This is a genomic window from Streptomyces sp. NBC_01508 (assembly GCF_045040315.1).
In the GTDB taxonomy this organism is placed as follows: Bacteria; Actinomycetota; Actinomycetes; order Streptomycetales; family Streptomycetaceae; genus Streptomyces.
The window spans coordinates 3,905,179-3,924,485 of record NZ_CP109419.1; the positions used below are offsets into that span (position 1 = coordinate 3,905,179).

Here is a 19,307-nt window from a genome sequence, read left to right on the forward strand (position 1 = left end):
TCCATGGCGGGTATCACCGGCTGCTCTCAACGGCTGTTCTCGTCAAGCGTGTTGGCCGACCGCTGCCGCCTCAGGCCGCCTGTGCCGATCCTCCTGGGACCCGGAGCTCCGGCTCCGCGCGCAGCCCCGCGACGTCCACCCCGCTCTCGGTCAGCACCCGCTCGATCTCCGCCGCGGACTCCACGTTTGTCCCGGCCTCGTCCAGCAGCGCGGCCAGCAGGTGGGTCGTGCCGACCGTGGGCGAGCCCTGGGCGGAGGCGGTGAGCTGCGTGACGTGCAGGAGGCGCCGGTCGAAGTCGGCGGTGGAGTCGACCTCCGGGGGCTCCCCCTCCGCGACCCCGGTGGAGGGAAGCAGCACTCGGGCGACGGCATCCTGCCGTGCGCCGTGTCGGCGCAGCAGTTCCGCCCCCCGGTTCGCTTCCGTCAGCTGCTCGGGCAGCTCACGCCCCGCGACGGCCAACGACCGGTCCAGCGCCAGGATGCCCAGCAGCACATCGACGGGTTCCGTCTCCGACGCCCCGCGCCGTACCGCACCGCGCTGTGACTCCGAGCGCACCACGCCCACCACCGCGGAGCCGAACCCCGCGCCGCCCCCGAAGATCCAGGAGGTGAACTTCCGGGTCAGCGGATTGCCGCTCTTGCCGAACGTCCCCGCCTTGCGCAGCACCAACACCGCGACGGGCTCGGGCGCTTCGTCACTTTCCCGCAACGCGTCGAGCGCGGTCGAGGCGGCCGGGACGTCCAGCTTCTCCAGCAGCATGGCCTCGCGGGCACGCGTATCGGGCAGCTCGACCAGTGCGCGCGCCACATGGCGCACGCGCACCGAAAGGGTGCCCTCCTCCCGTGCGGCCTCCAGCGCTGTGCGCAGACAGGACCGCAACGCACCGGTCATCGGGGGGAGTTCAATGCCTTCCCGCTCCTCCTTCTTCCGGTTCTTCCAGCGCAGCCTCTTGGCCTCCTCCTGCCGGACCTCCCGCCAGAGGGCGTCGATCTCCCGCTCGTCGTCCGGGGCTCCCGCCGCGCCGTCCTCCGCGCCGTCCCCCGCGCCCGCCCCCGCGTCGTCACTGACCCACACGGATGTCCCCCGGCACCCGATCGAAGCGCCGAGCGAGCCGACGGCCTTCATTCCGGGGGCGATCGCGGAACCCGCGGCCGAGTCACCCGATACGAGCGCGTTCAGCACGCTCTCCGTGCCGACGTCCTCGCGTTCCTCCTTGGCCACCTTGCTCAGCGTCTCCAGCAACAGCTTGACGACGTCCCTCTCGAACTCGGTGGTGGTGTCGGCGTCGCGGTCGGACGTTCGCTGATCCATCGGGACTGCCTCTCTCCGTGGTGATACCTGCTGAGAATGACGTCAACCGGCGCTCGCCGGCTCCGCGTCGGCCGGACCGATCTTGCTTCCGGCCCGAACGGCCGGGTTTCCACGTCCCGGCGGACAAGGCCCACGCAGCCCCAGCGAGGCACCCCTGACGGACAGTTCACGCTCGATCGAGCGTCTAGGCCCTGTCCGGCGGATCGGACAGGACCTAGGGTCTTTCGTTTGGATCAGGCCGGATGAGGGAGCGGGGTCTGGTGCCGTGGATCGCGAGGTGGAGGAGGGAGGCACGGCGGGAGCCGTGCCTGCCCTTCCGCCGTCAACGCGGCGAGGCGCGGTGCCAGGGACCGCGAGCCCGGCAAGATCCAAACGAAAGACCCTAGGGCGTGTTGCGAAAGTCCCGCCTGGCCGACGACGCCTGGCACGCACACTCGCCGCGTTGTCGGACTCGTCCAAGTACGCCCAGTACGAGAACGATCCTCCGCCTTGCGATCGCACGCACCAGACGCCGTCGGCCCCGCCCTTCGGGCGGACGGCGCTACTTTCGCAACACGCCCTAGGCCGCTCCTCGCCAGACCGTCAGGGCGCCCTGGAGGAAGGCGACTTCCGGCAGCGCGGTCGACTTCGTCGAGATCACGAACAGGGCGATGTCCCCCGAGGGGCCCTTGATGCAGATTTCGCTGCCGTTCGCCGCGCCTGCGAGCGGGAGGCGGTTGTCCTTTCCGCCCTTGAGCAGCCGGCGGCACTCTTCGAGGGTGGCGCCCGGCTTGCCGTGCAGCTGGAGGAACACGCTCGTATCGCTCTCCAGCCGGCAACCGATCGTCGGGCAGCCGAAACGGATGTCCCCCGTACGGCCCTTCGCTTCCGCGTTCGGGTCTTTGAGGTTCACCGAGTTCTTCGGGTCCAGCATCACCAGGGGGTACGGCTCGGCTCGCGGCTCCTGGGGTGAGGCCGAGGCGGACGACGAGGCCTCGGCCGCGGGTTCACCGGCCCCCGAGTTGGCCGAGTCCGAGGAGTCCGACGACCCCCGCCCGGAGTCCGACGACCGTGCCTCCGGTCCGGTCGCGGACGCCGACGAGCCGGCGGCGTCCCGCTGATCGCCCCGGCCCTCCGCGTCCATGACCCGCCAGGCCAGGGCCGTCAGCAGCAGCCCGCCCGCCACCGAACCGACGACCATGATCCGCGCGGTACGCCGCCTGCGAACCATCCCCCCGGCCCGAGGGTCCGGATACCTGACCAGCGGCTGCGGCTGCGGCGGGGTGGGGTCGGGCAGCGGTGGCGGTACTGCGACCTCCGGCCCGCTGATCTCCCGCCATACGGCCGGTGCCCCGCCCGCGTCGGCGTCCGCTCCCAACCGCTGCCGGCACCACTCCACGACCTCCGCCGGCGTGGCCCGCTCAGCCGGATCGGTGGCGAGGCAACGGGCGAACAGCGGACGCAAGGGTTCGGGCAACAGGGACAGATCGGGTCCGAAGTGCACGATCCGGTACAGCACGTCGACACCCTGGCCATCGCCGTAGAGCGGCCTGCCCAGCGCCGCGAACGCCGCCGTCTGGGCAAGGGCGAAGACATCGGTCGCCGCGGTGACCCCTGCCCCGGACGCCTGCTCCGGGGCCATGTACGCGGGGGTACCGATCGTATGTCCCGTCGCCGTGTACGAAGTCGCGTCGGCGGCCAGCGCGATGCCGAAGTCGATCACGCGCGGCCCGTCGGCTGCCAGCAGCACGTTCGACGGCTTGAGGTCCCGGTGCACGATGCCCTCGGCATGGATGGCCTGCAACGCCTCGGCCATCCCCGCCATCAGCCACAGCACGGCGGTCACCGACAGCGGACCGCGGCGGGCCACGGCCTGTGCCAGGGACGGCCCCGGTACGTACAGCGTGGCCAGCCAGGGTGGTACGCCATCCGCGTCGGCGTCGATCAACTCGGCGGTGTACGCCCCGCGGACCCGCTGGGCCGCCCTGATCTCCCGGCCGAACCGCCGCCGGAAGTCCGGGTCGTCCGCCAGCTCCGGGCGCACCACCTTGATCGCCAGGGGCCGGCCGCCCTGGGTGTGCGCGAGGTAGACCCGGCCCATGCCACCGGCCCCCAGCCGGGCGGCGAGCCGGTAACCCGCCACCACGGACGGGTCGGCCGCCTGAAGTGGCTGGAAGACATCCCTCACATCATCCATCGGCCCGCTCCCCCCACTTTGACGCATTGACCAACGACGGCAGCCTAAGGGGCAGGCCAACGGCGTTGTGGCTGCGGGGCGGCGGTGGCCGGCGTTGGTGGTGATCCGGCGGAGCGTGGTGACCGCTCGTGGGGTGGAGTGGGTGGCCGGCGTCAGGGGGTGTGGCGGAGGTGGTGCCGCTGGGCCTGGGTGAGGGTGGGCAGGTTGATCGCGGCCAGGACCGCGGTGAGTTCGCCGCGCCGTGGCCGGCCGACGAGTGCGGCGGCGGACAGGTCGCGCCAGGCGGTGGCGGTGGGGAGGTCTTCCAGGTCGGTACAGCTCAGCCCCGCGAGGTCGAGGGGGATGACGGTGTGGCTGAGGTGCCAGACGCCGACGTCGACCTGGCTTCGCAGGACCGCTGCCGGGACACCGGGGAATTCGCAGGGGACGTAGACGTATCCGTGGTCGGGCGGATAGGCGGATTCGGTCAGCAGAACGTGGTCGGGTGAGTCGTAGTCGATGGCGACCCGCGCGCCGGGCCCGGGTTCCGGGGCGGCTGTTCTGGTGACGGCGACGAGGCGGCGCGGCGCGTAGTAGGTGCCGGGGGGCAGGACGAGTGTCGGTGCCGACTCCAGGCGTCGGGCCGCGTCGTCGAGTGTGCCCGCCGAGACGACCACGAGGTCGTAGTCGCCGGTGACGATGGCGTCGATGCGGCGTGCGGCGCCCCGTTGGTGGTGAACGGTGTGGGGGACGCCCAGTGCGGTGAGCTCACCCGCGAGGGCCTCGGTGAGGACGTCGATCTCCACCGGCCCGCCGGGCGGGAACAGCAGCCGCAGCGGTGTGAGTCCTGCCAGGTGCCAGGCCGCGCCGATATCGAGCGAGTCCAGGGTGCGTCCGAGATGCCCGCGCGAGGTCACGGTGAGTGCTCGCTGGTCCGCGAGGAACTTCATCGCGCGCTGGACCGTTCCGGCGCTGGCGCCCAGCGTGTGCAGATAGTGGCTGTTGGTCGGCAGCGATGACCCGACACCGGCCCGGAGCGCGTCGACGACGATCGCGTACGACCTGCTCGCCGGCGGCTGGTACCAGGAATGGCTCGGCGCCCTGGGACTGCCGATGAGCCTGTTCCCCGAAGTCGTCGACGACTCCGGGATCATCGCGATGACCGACCCCGCGGTCACCGGCGCCGAGACACCCATCACCGCGGCCATCGCCGGTCAGTCGGCCGCCCTGTTCGGGCAGGCCTGTGTCCGCCCCGGCGACGCCAAGACCACACACGGCACCGGCACCTTCCTCGACGTGAACACCGGCACCGAACCCGTCATCTCCCAGCACGGGCTCAGCACCATCGTCGCCTGGCGCCGCGACGGCGTCACCACCTACGGACTGGAGGGATACGCCCCGGTCACCGGCTCGGCCGTGCAGTGGCTGCGGGACGGGGCCCAACTGCTCACCGACGCGGCCGAGACCGAGGAACTGGCACGCGGTGTCAGGGACAACAACGGCGTCTACTTCGTCCCCGCGCTGACCGGCCTCGGCGCACCGTCTTGGGACTCCAGCGCCCGCGGCCTGCTCATCGGCGGTCAGCAGGCCGTCCCCCGCCGCGATACGCAGCACATCCACCACGCGGTCCCGGTCCGCGTGCGAGGCGCGCAGCCCGGGCGGCGAGCCGGGGCCGGAAGGCTCTCCGGTGGGCGAGATCTCTCCCGGCATGCTTCCGTCCTGGTCCTGTCGAACGTCTCCACCGCGACGCGGCAGCGGCGCGAAGAGAAGACTAACGCCGTATCGCGACATGCATCCCGGCCGCGCACCGGATCGGAGCGGGACGCGGAGCCGCAAGTACGGGGCGCCGGGGGCGGGTTCGGCTCATGCCCGCCATGGCTATGGCTATGGCTACGGCACGAGCCGGCGGTCGATGTCGGCGGTCACGCGGCCCTCGACCATGGTCGCGACGACGCGGTGGCGGAACGTCATGCCGTGGAACGGGGTGTTGTCCGACGCGCTGACCGACTCGGTCCGGTCCACCCGCCAGTCGGCCCGGGGGTCCACCAGGGTGAACGTCGCCGGCTCCCCCGCGCGCAGCGGGCGGCCCGCCGTGTCCGCGAGGCCCGCGATGCGGGCGGGGCGTGTCGACATCACCGTGGCCAGCAGGTTCCAGTCCGGTTCGTCCCCGGCGCCCAGGGCCTGGGCGACCACGGGAAGCGCCGTCTCCAGGCCCAGCATGCCGAAGGGGACCTCGCACCAGTGGTTGTCCTTGCTCGACGCGGTGTGCGGGGCGTGGTCGGTGGCGACGGCGTCGATGGTTCCGTCGCGCAGGGCCGCGCGCAGCGCCGCCACGTCCTGTGCTGTGCGCAGGGGCGGATTCACCTTGTGCAGGGGGTCGCTGTCGCGCGTCATGAGGTCGGTGAGCAGCAGGTGGTGGGGGGTCACTTCGGCTGTTACGGGCCAGCCGCGCGCCTTGGCCCATCGGACGATTTCGACGGTCCCCGCCGTGGAGACGTGACAGATGTGCAGGCGTCCGCCGGTGGCCCCGGCGAGGACGACGTCACGGGCGACGATCGTCTCCTCGCCCGTCGCCGGCCAGGGTGGCAGACCGGTGGCGCGCGCCGCCGCGCCGGCGTTGATCTGGCCTCCCGCCGCGAGCCGGGGGCACTGCGCGTGCTGGGCGACGAGGGTTCCGGTACGGCGGGCCGCCTCCAGCGCCCGCATCAGGAGCGCGGGGTCGTCGACGCATACGCCGTCGTCGGAGAACATCACGGCGCCGGCCGCCGCCATGGCGTCGAGGGGTGCGAGGTCGCGGCCGGCGAGGCCGTCGGTGACGGCTCCCACCGGGTGCACCCGGCAGGACGCGGTTCGCGCCGCGCGCTCGATGATGTGCCGTACCCGCTCGGGGGTGTCGGTCACCGGTACGCAGTTGGCCATGGCGAGCACGTCCGAGTACCCGCCGTGTGCCGCCGCGCCGGTGCCGCTCGCGATGGTCTCCGAGGCCGCGTCGCCGGGCTCGCGCAGGTGGGTGTGGAGGTCCACCAGGGCCGGCAGCATGATCAGCCCGTCGCAGTCTGCTGTCGTCACGTCCGCCGTCGTCACGTCCGCCGCACTCGCGCCGTGCCCGTTCCCCGGATCCGTTACGGGATCCGTTACGGAGACGATCCGGCCGCCCCGTACGGTCACGTCCCGGCGCGCGCCGCCGAGGGGCCGGACCCCCCGCAGGATCGTCGTCCCCGCAGGGCCGTTCACCTCTCTGCCTTGGGGTGCGAGAGGCGGAAGACCGGTCCGTCCGCGCAGATCAACGGGGACTCCTCGGGGCCGCTTCTGGTCCCGGTGGCGCAACCGTGGCAGTACCCGAGGCCGCAGGCCATGTGGGCCTCCAGCGACACCTGGACGTCCGCCGCCCAGCGTCGGCCCAACTCCTCGCAGAGCCGGGCCAGCCGCTCCGAACCGCACGTCATGATCTGCTGCGGCGGAGCCTGGTCGAGGTCCGCCGTCAGCACGTCCCGGAGCCGGGCCACCTCGCTGCTGCCCGTGTCGTCGGTGACCTCGTGCAGTCGTGTGACACCGGCCGCCCGGTAGACGTCCGCCCCCACGACCCGGTCCGCGCTTCCGCCGCTGGCCACGGCGACGATCTCGACGGCCGTCCCGGCGCACTCCTGGGCGACCGTGGTCAGCGAACAGGTGCCGATGCCGCGGCCGACCAGCAGGACGCGCCGCGTCCGCCCGGCGATCCTGAATCCCTGGCCCAGCGGTCCCACGACCAGCATCCGCTCGCCGGGCCGGAAGGAGGCCAGTTGGCGGGTGCCGTCGCCGACCACTCCGAGGAGGATGTCGAGGGTGCCTGCCTCGGGGTTCCGGCCGTACACGGCCATGGGGCGGGGCAGGACGGGGCCGTCGTCCCCGTCCCTGGCCGCGGTCAGCATCACGAACTGGCCCGCCCGGCACGTCCGGGCGATGCTCGGTGCCTCCAGGCGCAGGAAGTGGTAGCCCCGGCCGTGCGGGGCGGAGGCGAGGACCCGGGCACGGTGCCAGGTCGGGACGGGCAGGCCGGCCCCGGATCCGGGCAGCGGGGTCACACTGTCCCGGACCGGTATGCGGGCGCCGGATCCGGTGCCGGATCCGGTGCCGGCCGCCGTGTCGAGGGTGCTCATGCTGCTGGGGCCTCCTGTGCGGACAGCCGGGCGTCGAGTCGTAGCAGACCCGAGGCCAGGATGTCGGTGCCGACGGCGAGTTCGTCCTGATGGGTCAGCTCGTCGGGACTGTGGCTGACCCCGCCGTTGTGGCTGGGGACGAAGATCATGCCGGTGGGCACCACGTGGTTGATCATCTGTGCGTCGTGGCTGGCCCCGCTGGGCATGACCCGGTGCGCGATCCCGGCATCCGTCGCGGCCTCGGCGACGGTGTCCCGGAGCCATCTGGGGAGGATGACGGGGGAGGCGTCGGCCAGCAGTCGGGACTCGCACCCGATCCCGCGCCGGAAGCAGATGTTCTGCGCGCCGTCCACGATCTCCGCAGCCGTCAGCCGCTGCCGGTCGTTGTCGACGTCCCGTACGTCGACGTACACCTCGGCGCTCCCGGCGATCGTGGTGAGGGAGCCGGGCGAGGCGTGCATACGTCCGACGGTCGCGCGGGTGCCGTGATGGCGGCTGTCGTTGGCGAGGGTCTCGATCATCAGGATGATCTCCGCCGCCGCCGTCATCGCGTCGGCCCGCATCCGCATGGGGGTTCCCCCGGTGTGCGAGGCCCGTCCGGTGAGATCGAGGCGCAGCCGCGTACTGCCCGAGATCAGGTCGACCAGTCCGATGGGAACGGACTGCGACTCCAGCAACGAGCCCTGCTCGATGTGCAGTTCCAGGAAGGCGGCCCAGTCCTCGGCGCGCCAGCGGGCCGCGTCGGTGTCGTTCGGGTCGAGGCCCACGGCGGTCATGGCCTGTGCCAGCGATACGCCGTCGGCGTCCCGCTTGGTCCGCAGGTCGGCGGGGCCGGTCAGGCCCGCGGCGATCCGGCTGCCCGTGCACGCCTGTCCGAAGCGGGCTCCCTCCTCGGCGGCGAAGGCCACGAACCGGACCGGCCGGGTGAGCCGGACCCCGCCCGAGACGAACAGCCGTGCCACCTCCATCGCCGCGACCACACCGGCTATGCCGTCGTACGCCCCGGCGCCCGGCACGCTGTCGAGATGGGAGCCGGTGCCCAGGGCCGGCAGCGCGGGGGCGGTGCCGGGCAGTTCGGCGATCGTGTTGCCGGCCGTGTCCGTGCGTACGCCCAGGCCGAGCGCGCGCATGTGCGCCGCGTACACGTCGTGGGCCCGGCGCTCCAGCGGGGTGTGGGCGAGCCGGGTGACGCCGGGTCCCCGGCCGGGCTCCGACAGCGCGGCGAAGATGTCCAGGTGCTCCTGGAGCCGGTCGGCGTCGGCGCGGCGCAGCGCGGCGACGGTCGGGGCCGTCATCGGAGTCCGGCCGATGCGGCTTCCGCCTCGGAGAGCAGCGACACCACGGGTACGCCTACCGGTACGGAGCCCGCGGCGTCGAGCGTCGGCGTGTGCAGGACGGCGGCCACCGCGGTCACTTCGGCGGCGGCGCCGCGCAGCAGGCCGAGCATGGCCTGGAGCCGGCGCGGCTCCCAGGCGGTCGCCAGCGGCACGACCCGGTCGCCGGGGGTGATCGACGGGGTGACGGAGGTGATTCCGGACTCGTCGGTGACCCGCAGGACGGTGGCGCCCGTCGCCAGGGCCACGATGTGGGCGAGTACGGCTTCGTCGCTGCTCTCCCACACCGCGATGTGGTCCGGCGCCAGGTCGCGTACGGCGTCGGCGAGTACCCGGCCGATGAGGTCGGCGGCGGCCGGGGAGACCTGGGTGTTCAGGGTGGTGCCGTAGGCGTCGGTGGCCGCGCCGAGTTCACGGATGCCGGAGACGATCGCGGAGGTGCTTTCGGTCATCGGGGATCCACCTCTTTCTTTTCGGTGGCGGAGAAGAGCGCGTGGAACCGTACTTCGTACTGCTCCAGGAGCGTGTCCGCCACGCTGCTGGTGTCGGTGCTGTCGGTGGTGTCGGTGGTGTCGGTGCTGTCGACCACGCTGAGGACGTGGGAGACCCGCATCCCGGCTTTCAGGGCGGCGAGCACCGGTGGTGCCGCGTCCCGCGCCGTACTCATCAACGGCACGACGACGACGGTGTGTTCGCCCGCGTGCGCCTCACCGGTCAGCCGGGCGTCGTCCCCGGTCCCGGTCACCGTCGCGAACGGCAGCCCCGTGTGCAGGGCCAGGGCGGTGGTGGTGGCGATGCCGTCGGGGGCCGCGCACACCAACCGGTCGGTGCCGGGCGGCAGCGCTTCGGAGAGCAGCGCCGCGGTACGGCGCAGGATGGACGGCCGGCTCTGGACGGCTTCGACGTCGACCCGGCCGTCACCGCCGGGGGCCACCGCGAGTATGTCGGCGTACAGTTCGGCGCTCCGTCGCCGGTCGCTCTGGAAGGCGCTGGGTGCGTCAGGTGCCGTACGCAGGACCTGGGCGAGGTTCATGGGGGCTCCGTGGATGGGACGGGTCGATGTCGGTGGAGGGCGCGTGGCCGAGACGGCCGTGTACGAGGTCAGATCCGCACCGTGCCGCGTACGTCCGCGAGGCGGTCGATGCCGAGCTCGTGGCACAGGGCGTCGAGGTCCCGCAGGACCTGGGTCATCGCGTACGGGCGGGTGAACGTCGCGGTGCCCAGCTGTACGGCGGTGGCCCCGGCCAGCACGAACTCCAGGGCGTCCCGCGCGGTGCTGATGCCGCCGCATCCGACGACGGGTATCGAGACGGCTGCCGCGGCCTGCCACACCAGGCGCAGCACCATGGGCCGGACCGCCGGTCCGGACAGCCCGCCCACGCCGTTGCCCAGCACCGCGCCGCGCGTGTTCAGGTCGATGGCCATGCCGGGGAAGGTGTTGGCGACGGTCACGGCGGTGGCGCCCGCCTGCTCGGCGGCCCGCGCGATGTCACCGATCGATGTCACGTTCGGGGTCAGTTTGACGATGACGGGCAGCGTCGTGCGGGCCACGACACCGGAGACGACGCGCTCGACGGTCGCCGCGTCCGTGCCGATGGCGAGCCCGCCGTGTTCGAGGTTGGGGCAGGAGACGTTCACCTCCAGTGCCTCGCAGGGGGCGTCGGCGAGATCCTCGGTGATCCGCAGATACTCCTCCACGGTCAGTCCCCCGACGCTCACCACGACGGGGACCCCGAACGACCGGTAGCGGGGCAGCACCGTGCGGATGAACTCCGTCGAGCCCGGGCTGGGTATGCCCACGCTGTTCAGCATCCCCCGCGCGCTCTCGGTGAGCCGGTGCGAGGGGTTGCCGGAACGCCGTTGCGAGAAGAGGGTCTTGGTGACGACGGCGCCCAACTGGTGTACGGGCAGCAGGGCGCCGAGTTCGGGACCGAAGCAGCCCGACGCGGGCATGACGGGGTTGGCCAGCCGCAGCGGGCCGAGCGGGACCGCGAGATCGGTCCGGAACGCGGTGTGGTCCGCGAAATGCCGGTCGCGGTCGTCACGGCCGTCGCGCTCGTCGCGCTCGTCGCGGTCATCGCGGGCGTCACGGCCGTCACGCTCGTCACGGCCGTCGAGCACCGCGGGACTGTGGTCCTGAACCTCCGTCATGGGCCTGCCTTCTGCGTGAGGGGGATCGATTCCGTGTGCGGGGGATCGAGGAGAAAAGCCGGACGCCGCGGAGAGAAGCCGGACGCCGGGGTCCCGCGGTGTCAGCCGCCGAACCGCTCGGTGAGCTTGCGCTCGGCCCAGCCGATGAGGGCGTACATGACCCACGCCATGAGACAGAGCAGCCCGAGGCAGATGATCACGAGCTTGATGTCGTCGTTGTCCTGCGCCTGCTTCTCCAGGTAGCCGAGCCCCGACTGCGCTCCGATGAACTCACCGATGACCGCCGCCGTCACCGCCTGGAGAACCCCCAGGCGCAGCCCCACGGCGATGGCCGGCAGGCTGTACGGCAGGTCGATCTTGACGGCTCGGGCGACCGGTCCGATACGCAGCAGGCGGGCCAGGTCGTCGACGCCCTTGGGCACCGACCGCAGCCGCGTGACCATGTTGATCATGACGGGGTAGAACGACACCAGGGCCACGAGCGCGATCTTGGAGCCGACCCCGAGCCCCAGCCAGAGCACGATCAGCGGGGCGATCGAGATCTTCGGGGTCACCTGCGCCACGATGACGAGCGGCATCAACAGGCGTTCGACGAACGGCAGGCGGGTGAAGAGGATCGCGAGGACGATGCCCACCACCGTGCCGATCAGCACACCTTGCACGACCTCGGCCAGCGTCTGCTGGATGTGCACCGTGAGCACGTCGTCCCCGGCCAGCCGCCAGGCGTGATCGGCGACCGCGGCCGGGCTCGGCAGCTTGTAGGCCGGTATGCCGAAGGCCACCGTGGCCAGCCACCAGAGACCGACACCGGCCAGCAGGGACAGCGCGCCGATCACCACCGGCCGGACGGCGTCGGCCGTCCGGCCGGGGCGGGCGGCGGTCTCAGCCGAGGTCATTCGGCTTCACCACCAGTTCGCTCGCGTCGAAGGACGTGTCGAGGAGCTTGAACTGCTTCTGGGAGTCGATGGCCTGCTGCCAGCGCGCGAGGTCCGAGGAGCCCAGGCCGTTCTTCTTGGTGTTGTCCGACTGCCACAGGCTCTTGGCGAAGAGGTCCTCGATGATCGTGGTGATCTCCTTCTCCTGGCCCTTGAAGGAGGAGGCGTACTTCGTCACCGACATGTCGACGGCCTCGCGCGGGTTCTTGACGGTGTACTCGATGCCGCTGTTCAGCGCCTTGTCGAACGCCTTGACCGTGTCCGGGTCGTTCTTGACCAGGTCCTCGCCGGCGATGACCACGTTGCCGAAGGAGGGCAGGTACTTGTCGCTCAGGATCTGGTTCACGTCGACCCCGGCGGACTGGAGCGCGTAGTAGCGCAGGCGCGAGAAGACGATCGCGTCGACCTGTCCGTTCTTCAGCGCGTCGACGATGACGCCGGTGCCCAGGGTGCGGACCTTCACGTCGGAGAGCTTCAGGTCGGCGCTCTGGAGCATCGCCTGGAGCTGGATGTAGTTCGGGCTGCCGAGGTCGGTGACCGCGACGGTCTTGCCCTTCAGGTCGGCGGGGGACTTGATGTTCGCCGAGGGCTGGGACAGCAGCGAGCCGATGCCCTGCTGGTACGTGGTGTGCACGACCTTCGTCTTGATGCCCTTGCCGTACGCGGTGACGACCGAGTCGCCGTTCGGGAAGCCGAAGTCGACGTTGCCCGACGCCACGTTCTTCACGATGTCGGAGCCCTGGGCGTAGGTGAACTCGACGTCCAGGCCCGCGTCGGCGAAGTAGCCCTGCTCCTTGGCCGCGTACAGCGGGGCGTAGTACGGCACCGCGGCGCCGTCTATCTGGATGGTGACCTTCTTGGTGCCGTCGGACGACGTCTTCGCCGAGTCGGAGGAGCCGGGGCTGCACGACGCGAGGAGGGCGGCGACGGCGATGACGGCGGGGACGCCGGCCAGCTTCAGGGGCCTTCTGTTCATGATCATTCCTTGTTCTTGGCGAAGTGGGAGTGGAACGTCAGCGGCGTCCGCGCAGCAGCCTGCGCTCGGCCAGGGAGACAAGACCGAAACCGAGGAGCCCGACCGCGACCGTGATGAGGACCGCGGCGATCAACAGGGGGGTGTCACTGGAGGTGTTGCCGAGCACCATGAGGTAGCCCAGGCCGCGTTCGGAGGCGAGGTACTCCGCGAGGAACGCGCCGGTCATGGCGTCGATGACGGCGATCTTGGCGCCGGCCAGCAGCGCGGGCACGGCCGCGGGAAGCTGGATCATGCGCAGGTACTGCCACCGGGACAGATGCAGCAGCTTGCCCAGGGTGCCGATGTCCTCGGGGACGTCCTTCAGCCCGAGCATCGTGGCCATGGCCATCGGGAAGAAGACCAGCAGCAGGATGAGCGCGTACTGCGAGGTCAGGCTGAGACCGAACCACAGCACCAGCAGCGGCGCGACGGCGATCTTCGGGGCCGCCTGGAGCAGCACCATGTACGGGGCGAGGATCTCCCGGACGGTACGGGAGGCCCACAGGACCCAGCCCAGGGCGATGCCGATCAGCGATCCGCCGACGAAGCCCAGCACGATGTTGCGCAGGGTGTACGTGAGGTTGGGCCACAGCGTGCCGTCCTGTACCAGCCGCACCCCCGCGTCCAGCACGTCGCCGGGAGCGGGCAGCAGATAGGACGGTACGTCGGCGAACGTGACGTACGCGCTCCAGGCGGCCAGCACGACCGCCGCGTAGGCGAGCGGTGTCAGCAGGCGTACGACCTTGCGGGAGATGCCGCTGTCGCCGGGGCCGGACCCGGCGGGACGCTTCAGCTCCCGGTCGGGGCCGCCCCGGCGGCGGGTGAGGGTTTCCATGCTCACACCAGCTCCTGACGGAGCATGCCGGCGAACTTCGCGAATTCGGGCAACTGCCTGGTCTCGGGGGTGCGCTCACGGCTCAGGGGGACGGTGTGGACGGCCTTGATACGGCCCGGCCGCGCCGACATCACGGCCACCCGGTCGGCGAGGTAGGTGGCCTCCTCGACGCTGTGGGTGACCAGGACGATGGTCTTGTGGGTCGTCTCCCAGATGCGCAGCAGGTCGTCGTGGAGCCGGTCCCTGGTGATCGCGTCCAGCGCGCCGAACGGCTCGTCCATGAGCAGGATCCGCGGGTTGTAGGCCAACGCCCGCGCGATGGCGGTGCGTTGGCGCATGCCGCCGGACAGCTCCTTGGGGAACGAGTCGGCGAAGTCGGTGAGACCGACCAGGTCGAGCAGGGTCGCCACCTGTTCGCGCCCCTGCTCCGAGGTGTCGCGCTGCGCCTCCAGACCCAGGGAGACATTGCGCCGCACCGTGCGCCACGGAAGCAGCGCCGGCTCCTGGAAGACGAAGCCGATGTCCTTGCCCGGACGCGGCGGGACGCTCCAGCTCAGGTCGCCCTCGAAGTCCGTGTCCAGGCCGGCCATCATCCGCAGCAGGGTCGACTTGCCACACCCCGAGGGGCCGATGAGCGCGACGATCTCGCCCTCGCCCACGTCCAGGTCGACGTCCTCCAGAGCCACCACCTTCGCGCGCCTGGCGGCGGAGTAGATCTTGTGGACACCGCGCACCGACAGCAGGGGCTTCATGCGGACCCCGTCCCCGAAGTCGCGTGGCCCGGGACGTGCGCGCCGCGGCGGGACCCGCGGTCGGCGTGTGTGGGGTGGTGTCGCATGAAGCTCTCCTCGATAGTCACGGCGGCTCGGTGTCCGTACGGAGCCCAGCGGGTTCGTTCCGGACCACCGGCACACCACCGCCTCGCAGCTTCCGTATCTGGAAAATGTGTTTCCACTGCGTTGTTCAGAGGTTGGGCCGTTTTTCGGCCACAGTCAAGGCCTAGATCTGGCCCTCAATTCGGTGTATACCGTGATGCGGGTTCGATTTTTCCGGCGCGGGGGCTCGCGCCAACAGAACGTAGATGCCGAAAAGTTACCCCCTCGTCACCCATTCTTTTCCACCTGTGGAATCCAGAATTCAAACGGAGGTCGTCGCCGATGGCGAGAAGCGCGCAGGATCCATGGCACCGGGGGGCACCGCCCCATCTCCCGGCCGGCGCCGCCGCCGAAGCCCTCCCACCGGTCTGCCTGCTCCCGGGCGACCCCGACCGGGTCGACCTGGCCGCCGAGGTGCTCGACGACTTCCGCGTCCTCGGCCAGAACCGGGAGTTCAGGATCGGCACCGGCCGCGCACCCGGCGGCCGGCGGATCGCGGTCTGCTCGACCGGCATCGGCGGCCCCTCCACCGAGATCGCCGTTGTCGAACTCGCCCGGCTCGGCGTCAGGACCGTGCTGCGCACCGGCGGCATGGGCGCCCTGACCGACCGCATCGCGCCCGGTGCCGTCTGCGCGGCCACCCGGGCGGTGCCGGGCAGCGGCGCCGCCTCGCACTATCCCGCCGGCCCGGCCGGACCGGCGGCCCACCCGGCCGTGCTGACCGCCCTGCGGCGTGCGGCACGCGACCTGGACGTACCCCTCACCGAGATCTCCGTCGCCACGGTCGACTCGTACTACCTCGGACAGGGGCGACCGCTCCCCGGACACGAGGAACACGCGGCGGCGAGGATGGCCGTCCTGCGCGAACTGGGCGTCGACGGAGTGGAGATGGAGACCGAGACGGTACTGGCGGTGGCCGGGGCCCTCGGCGTACGAGCGGGCGCCGTACTGGTCGCGCACGCCAACCGGGCCACCGACGACTGGCTGGAGGACTACCGCCCCGCCCAACTCGCCATGCTCCGGGTGGCCGTACAGGCGGCGGCGCTACTCTCGGACGACGACGAGGCGACGACGAGCCGCGGGCGGAGACCGCGGTCATGACCTGAACAGCGCACGGTGGCCGCACATCAGTACCGGGGCCACGCACGAGCGGGTGTGCCGACGGTGCCAGGACGACGCACCTTGTCCCCCGCCCGGCAGTCCTTGGCCTCAACGAACGGACAGACCGCTGAGTACCGACAGCTACACCAGAACGCTGCGCGTCCTGCGAGCCATCGCGGCCCACGTGCGCGGTATGTCGCTGCAACAGCTGCACGAAGAGCTGGGCATCCCGATAGGCAGCCTGCACCGGGTGATGGCCGCGCTCGTCGAAGAGCGCTACGTGACCCGCTCCCCCACCAACCGCCGCTACTTCCTCGGACCGGCCTTCACCGAGCTGTCCACCATGGCCGTCGCCTCCCAGGGCACGGCGGTCAGCCCGCCGCGCCCCATGGAAGAGGCCGCCAGGGAGAGCGGCGAGACCGTGTTCCTCACCGAACTGACCGGCACCCGCCTGCTCTGCGTGGCCCTGGTCGAGGGCATACACCCGCTGCGTCTGTTCGTCCGGGTCGGCCAGGACATGCCACCGCACGCGGCGGCCTCGGCGCGCAGCATCCTCGCGTACCAGACACCCGAGACCGTCGCCATGGTGCTGCGCGCACAGGAGTTGACGGCCTACACCCCGGACACCCCGCACACGGCGGAGCATGTGACCGCCCACCTCGTCCAGGTGCGGACGCAGGGTTTCGACGTGTGCGAGAACGAACTGGACGACGACGTCTGGGCGGTGTCCGCCCCCGTGTTCGGCTCCACCGGACAGACCACCTCCAGCATCACCCTCGCCGCCGCGGGCCGGCGCATGCGCGACCCACTGGCCCGTACCCGCGCCACCGAGACCGCCCTGCGGGCCGCCCGCACCATGTCGCTGGAGCAGGGCTACGCCGGCACCGGCTCCCCCGCCCGCCACCGCCCCTCACCCGAACCCGCCGGATAGCCGCTCCCGCCCAACTCCCCGCACGGCCCGCCGAAGCTGTGTCACACACGTCGCCCCACCGGCCGGCTCATTCGCCGTATCACGGTCTCCGAAGGCGGATACCATCCGGGCGAACACTGCCGGCCAGGCTGTTCTGAGGGGGGACCATGGCGAGCTCGGAAGACGGTGAACCGCGCGGGCTGTTCAGCGGGTTCGAGGGATACCGGACGCCCGCGCCGACGGAGGTCCGCGCGGTCCTGGCGCGCGGCGTCGTCGTCGTGGACACCAACGTGCTGATCGATCTGTACCGGATGAACCGGCAGGTCCGCGAGGACATGCTGACGGTGCTGGAAGCGCTCGGCGACCGCCTGTGGGTACCGCACCAGGTCCTCGTCGAGTTCTGGCGCAACCAGCAGCAGCCCGGCGTACTCGGGCACCATCACGCCCAGGCGCACGACACCGTCAACGCCATGACCAAGGCGCGCAGTTCCATCGGGGATTCGCTCAAGCGCTGGGCACGGGCGGTCCACCTGGCCACGGACGCCCCCATCCGTGACGAGCTGAACAAGCTTGAGGAAGAACTCGACGCCACGCTGGCAGGGCTGCGCGAGGTGCTCGAACGGCAGGCCACGGCCGACCAGGTACCGGGCGCACCGGACACATCGGCCGACCCGGTGATCGGGAAACTGGAGGTGCTACTCAAGGGCAAGGCCGGGGCGCTGCCCACGGATGAGCAGTTCACCCGCTGGGTCTCGGAGGCCAAGGAGCGTGCACAGCACCGGAAGCCGCCGGGCTTCCGCGACTTCGAAGAGGGAAAGCCCGACCAGACGGCGGCGGGCGACTACATCGTGTGGAGACAGCTCTGCGCGGAGGTGGCAGCGCGCGGCACGGATGTCCTCTTCGTGACCAGGGACCTCAAGGAGGACTGGTGGCGCACCCTGGCGGTGTCCGGCGCCCGTTCGCCACGCATCGAGCTCGTGCACGAGCTACGCGCCGAGACGGGGCGGCAGTTGTACATGCTGGAGCCGAGTGGTCTGCTCGACCTGGCCCAGGACAGCCTCGATCTGCGGGGGCGAGTGGCGAGCACCTCGGTCGACGCGCTGCGTCAGATGGAGAGGGAGGTTCGCACCGCCGAGTGGTCGGAGACGACGCTCCGCTATCTGCTGGCCACGCTCCAGCACCAGTCGCCGGTCAGGTTCCAGGTGCTGCTCCACGCCGGCCGCAACAACGGCTTCGCCGACCGGGAGACCGTCTACAGGCTCGGCGGCTACGAGGCGAATCGGATGCTGCGCGGTTTCACCAGACCGGTGGCCACCGCCGCCCGCCGCCTCCACGAGCTGGGCCTCATGGACGGCACACCGGAGGAGTTGCTGCGCGCCGTGTACGACGGCGACGTCCTGGCAACGGGCTTCGACGTCCCCGATTACACCGTCGCGATGCTGAAGCGCATCGCCGAGCACTTCGACACGCACGGCGTGGTCACCCTGGCGACCGACGCCGACACGGACACGGACACCGAGACCGGCGACGAAGGCTGACGGGTCGCTGGTGACCACGACAGTGGTCGCGGCGGCGAGCACCGTGGTCCTGGGGGCCCGGGGTGCGGGGGCCGGAGTGCGGGGCCGGACGGCGGTGCGGGCGGGCTCACTCACCGTACGGGGAAGCCGAACGAGTACCCCTGCTCCCTCAGCCAGGGCAGCACCTCGCGCAGCGCGGCCACGGTCTGGGAGCGGTCCCCGCCCGCGTCGTGGAAGAGGACGGTCGGCCCGTCGGCGATCTCCCTCTTGACGGTGGCGACCATGGTGTCCGCGCCGGGACGCTCGAAGTCCTTGGAGTCGACGTTCCAGCCCAGCGGCCGCATCCCCCGGGACGCGGCGAGCTGCCGGCTGTACGGGGTGAAGGCACCACCAGGAGCCCGGTAGTACTCCGGCCGGACGCCGCCGGACGCCTTGGTGATCATGCGTTCGGCATCGAGGATCTGCTGGGACTGGTACGCCTCGGACTTGGTGTCCATGGCGGTGTCGTGCGAGACCGTGTGGTTGCACAGCCGGTGGCCGTCAGCCACGACGTCCTTGACCAGGTCCGGGTACGCCTGGGCCTGCGTGCCCACCATGCAGAACGTGGCCTTCACGTCACTGTCCTTCAGCAGTCGCAGCACCTGCGGCGTCCAGAGCGGGTCCGGTCCGTCGTCGATGGTGATGTTGACGCCCCGGGGGCCGCGGTCCGAGGCGTGCGCGATGTCGGCCGCCACCTTGGCCACGGTCCGCTCCTTGGGCCCGGCGGACGGCGCCGGGGCACCGGTGGGGTTGGCCTGCGCGCTCCACATCGAGGTGGCCGCGGCCAGCGCCGTCACCCCGAGCGCCGCCGCGACGAGCCGACCGTGCCATCCCCTGCCCTTGTGCCTCGCCATGTCCGCCCGCCCCTTTGCCGTCTGCCGCCGATGCCGACGCCGATGCCGACGCCGTGTGCACCCATGGAGACATACGAACGCCCGTACAAGATCCCCCTGTTACCGATCGCGGACGAACCCGCAGGGGGCCGGCGA

At 71.4% G+C, this 19,307-nt stretch carries 17 protein-coding genes and 2 pseudogenes; 4 read left to right on the forward strand and 15 right to left on the reverse strand.

Annotated elements, in window-relative coordinates; translation table 11 throughout:
* Nucleotides 1–70: 70 nt before the first annotated feature.
* From OG700_RS17925 to OG700_RS17935, 3 genes are all read right to left on the reverse strand, one after another.
* On the reverse strand, nt 71–1,312 hold the full coding sequence (locus OG700_RS17925; RefSeq protein WP_405614703.1) for a hypothetical protein: 1,242 nt from the start codon (nt 1,310–1,312) through the stop codon (nt 71–73).
* A 559-nt stretch (nt 1,313–1,871) separates the two neighbouring features.
* Nucleotides 1,872–3,488 (reverse strand): serine/threonine-protein kinase, encoded by a 1,617-nt coding sequence (locus tag OG700_RS17930; protein WP_405614705.1) that lies wholly within the window; start codon nt 3,486–3,488, stop codon nt 1,872–1,874.
* Nucleotides 3,489–3,640: 152 nt separating this feature from the next.
* Nucleotides 3,641–4,675, reverse strand: coding sequence for a YhfZ family protein (locus OG700_RS17935; protein ID WP_405614708.1), 1,035 nt, complete (start codon nt 4,673–4,675; stop codon nt 3,641–3,643).
* Here OG700_RS17935 and OG700_RS17940 point away from each other — a divergent pair.
* A pseudogene (locus OG700_RS17940) lies at nt 4,626–4,988 on the forward strand (FGGY-family carbohydrate kinase); the annotation flags it as partial. The gene OG700_RS17935 and the pseudogene OG700_RS17940 sit on opposite strands and share 50 nt — an antisense overlap.
* Nucleotides 4,989–5,036: 48 nt before the next feature.
* Here the strand turns inward: OG700_RS17940 and OG700_RS17945 are convergent.
* The 11 genes and pseudogenes from OG700_RS17945 to OG700_RS17995 form a co-directional block, all read right to left on the reverse strand.
* Nucleotides 5,037–5,177, reverse strand: a pseudogene (locus OG700_RS17945) (DUF1707 domain-containing protein); the annotation flags it as partial.
* A 180-nt stretch (nt 5,178–5,357) separates the two neighbouring features.
* Nucleotides 5,358–6,701, reverse strand: coding sequence for a dihydroorotase (locus tag OG700_RS17950; RefSeq protein WP_405614710.1), 1,344 nt, complete (start codon nt 6,699–6,701; stop codon nt 5,358–5,360).
* Complete coding sequence (locus OG700_RS17955) at nt 6,698–7,606, reverse strand: dihydroorotate oxidase electron transfer subunit (protein WP_405614713.1); 909 nt, start codon at nt 7,604–7,606, stop codon at nt 6,698–6,700. The genes OG700_RS17950 and OG700_RS17955 overlap by 4 nt, the downstream gene beginning before the upstream one ends.
* On the reverse strand, nt 7,603–8,901 hold the full coding sequence (locus tag OG700_RS17960; protein ID WP_405614715.1) for a Zn-dependent hydrolase: 1,299 nt from the start codon (nt 8,899–8,901) through the stop codon (nt 7,603–7,605). The genes OG700_RS17955 and OG700_RS17960 overlap by 4 nt, the downstream gene beginning before the upstream one ends.
* Entirely contained in the window at nt 8,898–9,392 is a 495-nt protein-coding gene (locus OG700_RS17965; RefSeq protein WP_405614717.1) for a hypothetical protein, read from the reverse strand. The genes OG700_RS17960 and OG700_RS17965 overlap by 4 nt, the downstream gene beginning before the upstream one ends.
* Nucleotides 9,389–9,973: a hypothetical protein gene (locus tag OG700_RS17970; RefSeq protein WP_405614719.1), complete on the reverse strand. Its 585-nt coding sequence runs from the start codon at nt 9,971–9,973 to the stop codon at nt 9,389–9,391. Before OG700_RS17970 ends, OG700_RS17965 begins: the two co-directional genes overlap by 4 nt.
* A 68-nt stretch (nt 9,974–10,041) precedes the next feature.
* Entirely contained in the window at nt 10,042–11,091 is a 1,050-nt protein-coding gene (locus tag OG700_RS17975) for a dihydroorotate dehydrogenase (RefSeq protein WP_405614721.1), read from the reverse strand.
* 101 nt (nt 11,092–11,192) lie between these two features.
* On the reverse strand, nt 11,193–11,987 hold the full coding sequence (locus OG700_RS17980; protein ID WP_405614723.1) for an ABC transporter permease: 795 nt from the start codon (nt 11,985–11,987) through the stop codon (nt 11,193–11,195).
* Nucleotides 11,974–13,002 (reverse strand): ABC transporter substrate-binding protein, encoded by a 1,029-nt coding sequence (locus tag OG700_RS17985; RefSeq protein ID WP_405614725.1) that lies wholly within the window; start codon nt 13,000–13,002, stop codon nt 11,974–11,976. Before OG700_RS17985 ends, OG700_RS17980 begins: the two co-directional genes overlap by 14 nt.
* Nucleotides 13,003–13,039: 37 nt before the next feature.
* On the reverse strand, nt 13,040–13,876 hold the full coding sequence (locus OG700_RS17990) for an ABC transporter permease (protein ID WP_405621785.1): 837 nt from the start codon (nt 13,874–13,876) through the stop codon (nt 13,040–13,042).
* A 2-nt stretch (nt 13,877–13,878) separates the two neighbouring features.
* Nucleotides 13,879–14,628, reverse strand: coding sequence for an ABC transporter ATP-binding protein (locus tag OG700_RS17995; protein ID WP_405614727.1), 750 nt, complete (start codon nt 14,626–14,628; stop codon nt 13,879–13,881).
* A 405-nt stretch (nt 14,629–15,033) separates the two neighbouring features.
* Between OG700_RS17995 and OG700_RS18000 the strand changes: the two genes are divergently transcribed.
* From OG700_RS18000 to OG700_RS18010, 3 genes are all read left to right on the forward strand, one after another.
* Nucleotides 15,034–15,852 (forward strand): nucleoside phosphorylase, encoded by an 819-nt coding sequence (locus tag OG700_RS18000; protein ID WP_405614729.1) that lies wholly within the window; start codon nt 15,034–15,036, stop codon nt 15,850–15,852.
* Between the two features lie 154 nt (nt 15,853–16,006).
* A complete protein-coding gene (locus tag OG700_RS18005) occupies nt 16,007–16,783 on the forward strand; it encodes an IclR family transcriptional regulator (RefSeq protein ID WP_405621787.1) in 777 nt (258 codons plus the stop codon).
* A gap of 146 nt (nt 16,784–16,929) precedes the next feature.
* On the forward strand, nt 16,930–18,300 hold the full coding sequence (locus OG700_RS18010; RefSeq protein ID WP_405614731.1) for a PIN-like domain-containing protein: 1,371 nt from the start codon (nt 16,930–16,932) through the stop codon (nt 18,298–18,300).
* Nucleotides 18,301–18,410: 110 nt separating this feature from the next.
* Here OG700_RS18010 and OG700_RS18015 read toward each other — a convergent pair whose 3' ends face one another.
* Entirely contained in the window at nt 18,411–19,172 is a 762-nt protein-coding gene (locus OG700_RS18015) for a polysaccharide deacetylase family protein (RefSeq protein ID WP_405614733.1), read from the reverse strand.
* Nucleotides 19,173–19,307: the final 135 nt, after the last annotated feature.

Bases quoted from the DNA above. Each gene is read 5' to 3' on its own strand.
- OG700_RS17925 (WP_405614703.1), bottom strand. From the start codon at position 1,312: ATGGATCAGCGAACGTCCGACCGCGACGCCGACACCACCACCGAGTTC.
- OG700_RS17930 (WP_405614705.1), bottom strand. From the start codon at position 3,488: ATGGATGATGTGAGGGATGTCTTCCAGCCACTTCAGGCGGCCGACCCG.
- OG700_RS17935 (WP_405614708.1), bottom strand. From the start codon at position 4,675: ATGGCCGCGGTGATGGGTGTCTCGGCGCCGGTGACCGCGGGGTCGGTC.
- OG700_RS17955 (WP_405614713.1), bottom strand. From the start codon at position 7,606: ATGAGCACCCTCGACACGGCGGCCGGCACCGGATCCGGCACCGGATCC.
- OG700_RS17960 (WP_405614715.1), bottom strand. From the start codon at position 8,901: ATGACGGCCCCGACCGTCGCCGCGCTGCGCCGCGCCGACGCCGACCGG.
- OG700_RS17965 (WP_405614717.1), bottom strand. From the start codon at position 9,392: ATGACCGAAAGCACCTCCGCGATCGTCTCCGGCATCCGTGAACTCGGC.
- OG700_RS17970 (WP_405614719.1), bottom strand. From the start codon at position 9,973: ATGAACCTCGCCCAGGTCCTGCGTACGGCACCTGACGCACCCAGCGCC.
- OG700_RS17975 (WP_405614721.1), bottom strand. From the start codon at position 11,091: ATGACGGAGGTTCAGGACCACAGTCCCGCGGTGCTCGACGGCCGTGAC.
- OG700_RS17980 (WP_405614723.1), bottom strand. From the start codon at position 11,987: ATGACCTCGGCTGAGACCGCCGCCCGCCCCGGCCGGACGGCCGACGCC.
- OG700_RS17985 (WP_405614725.1), bottom strand. From the start codon at position 13,002: ATGAACAGAAGGCCCCTGAAGCTGGCCGGCGTCCCCGCCGTCATCGCC.
- OG700_RS17990 (WP_405621785.1), bottom strand. From the start codon at position 13,876: ATGGAAACCCTCACCCGCCGCCGGGGCGGCCCCGACCGGGAGCTGAAG.
- OG700_RS17995 (WP_405614727.1), bottom strand. From the start codon at position 14,628: ATGAAGCCCCTGCTGTCGGTGCGCGGTGTCCACAAGATCTACTCCGCC.
- OG700_RS18000 (WP_405614729.1), top strand. From the start codon at position 15,034: ATGGCGAGAAGCGCGCAGGATCCATGGCACCGGGGGGCACCGCCCCAT.
- OG700_RS18010 (WP_405614731.1), top strand. From the start codon at position 16,930: ATGGCGAGCTCGGAAGACGGTGAACCGCGCGGGCTGTTCAGCGGGTTC.
- OG700_RS18015 (WP_405614733.1), bottom strand. From the start codon at position 19,172: ATGGCGAGGCACAAGGGCAGGGGATGGCACGGTCGGCTCGTCGCGGCG.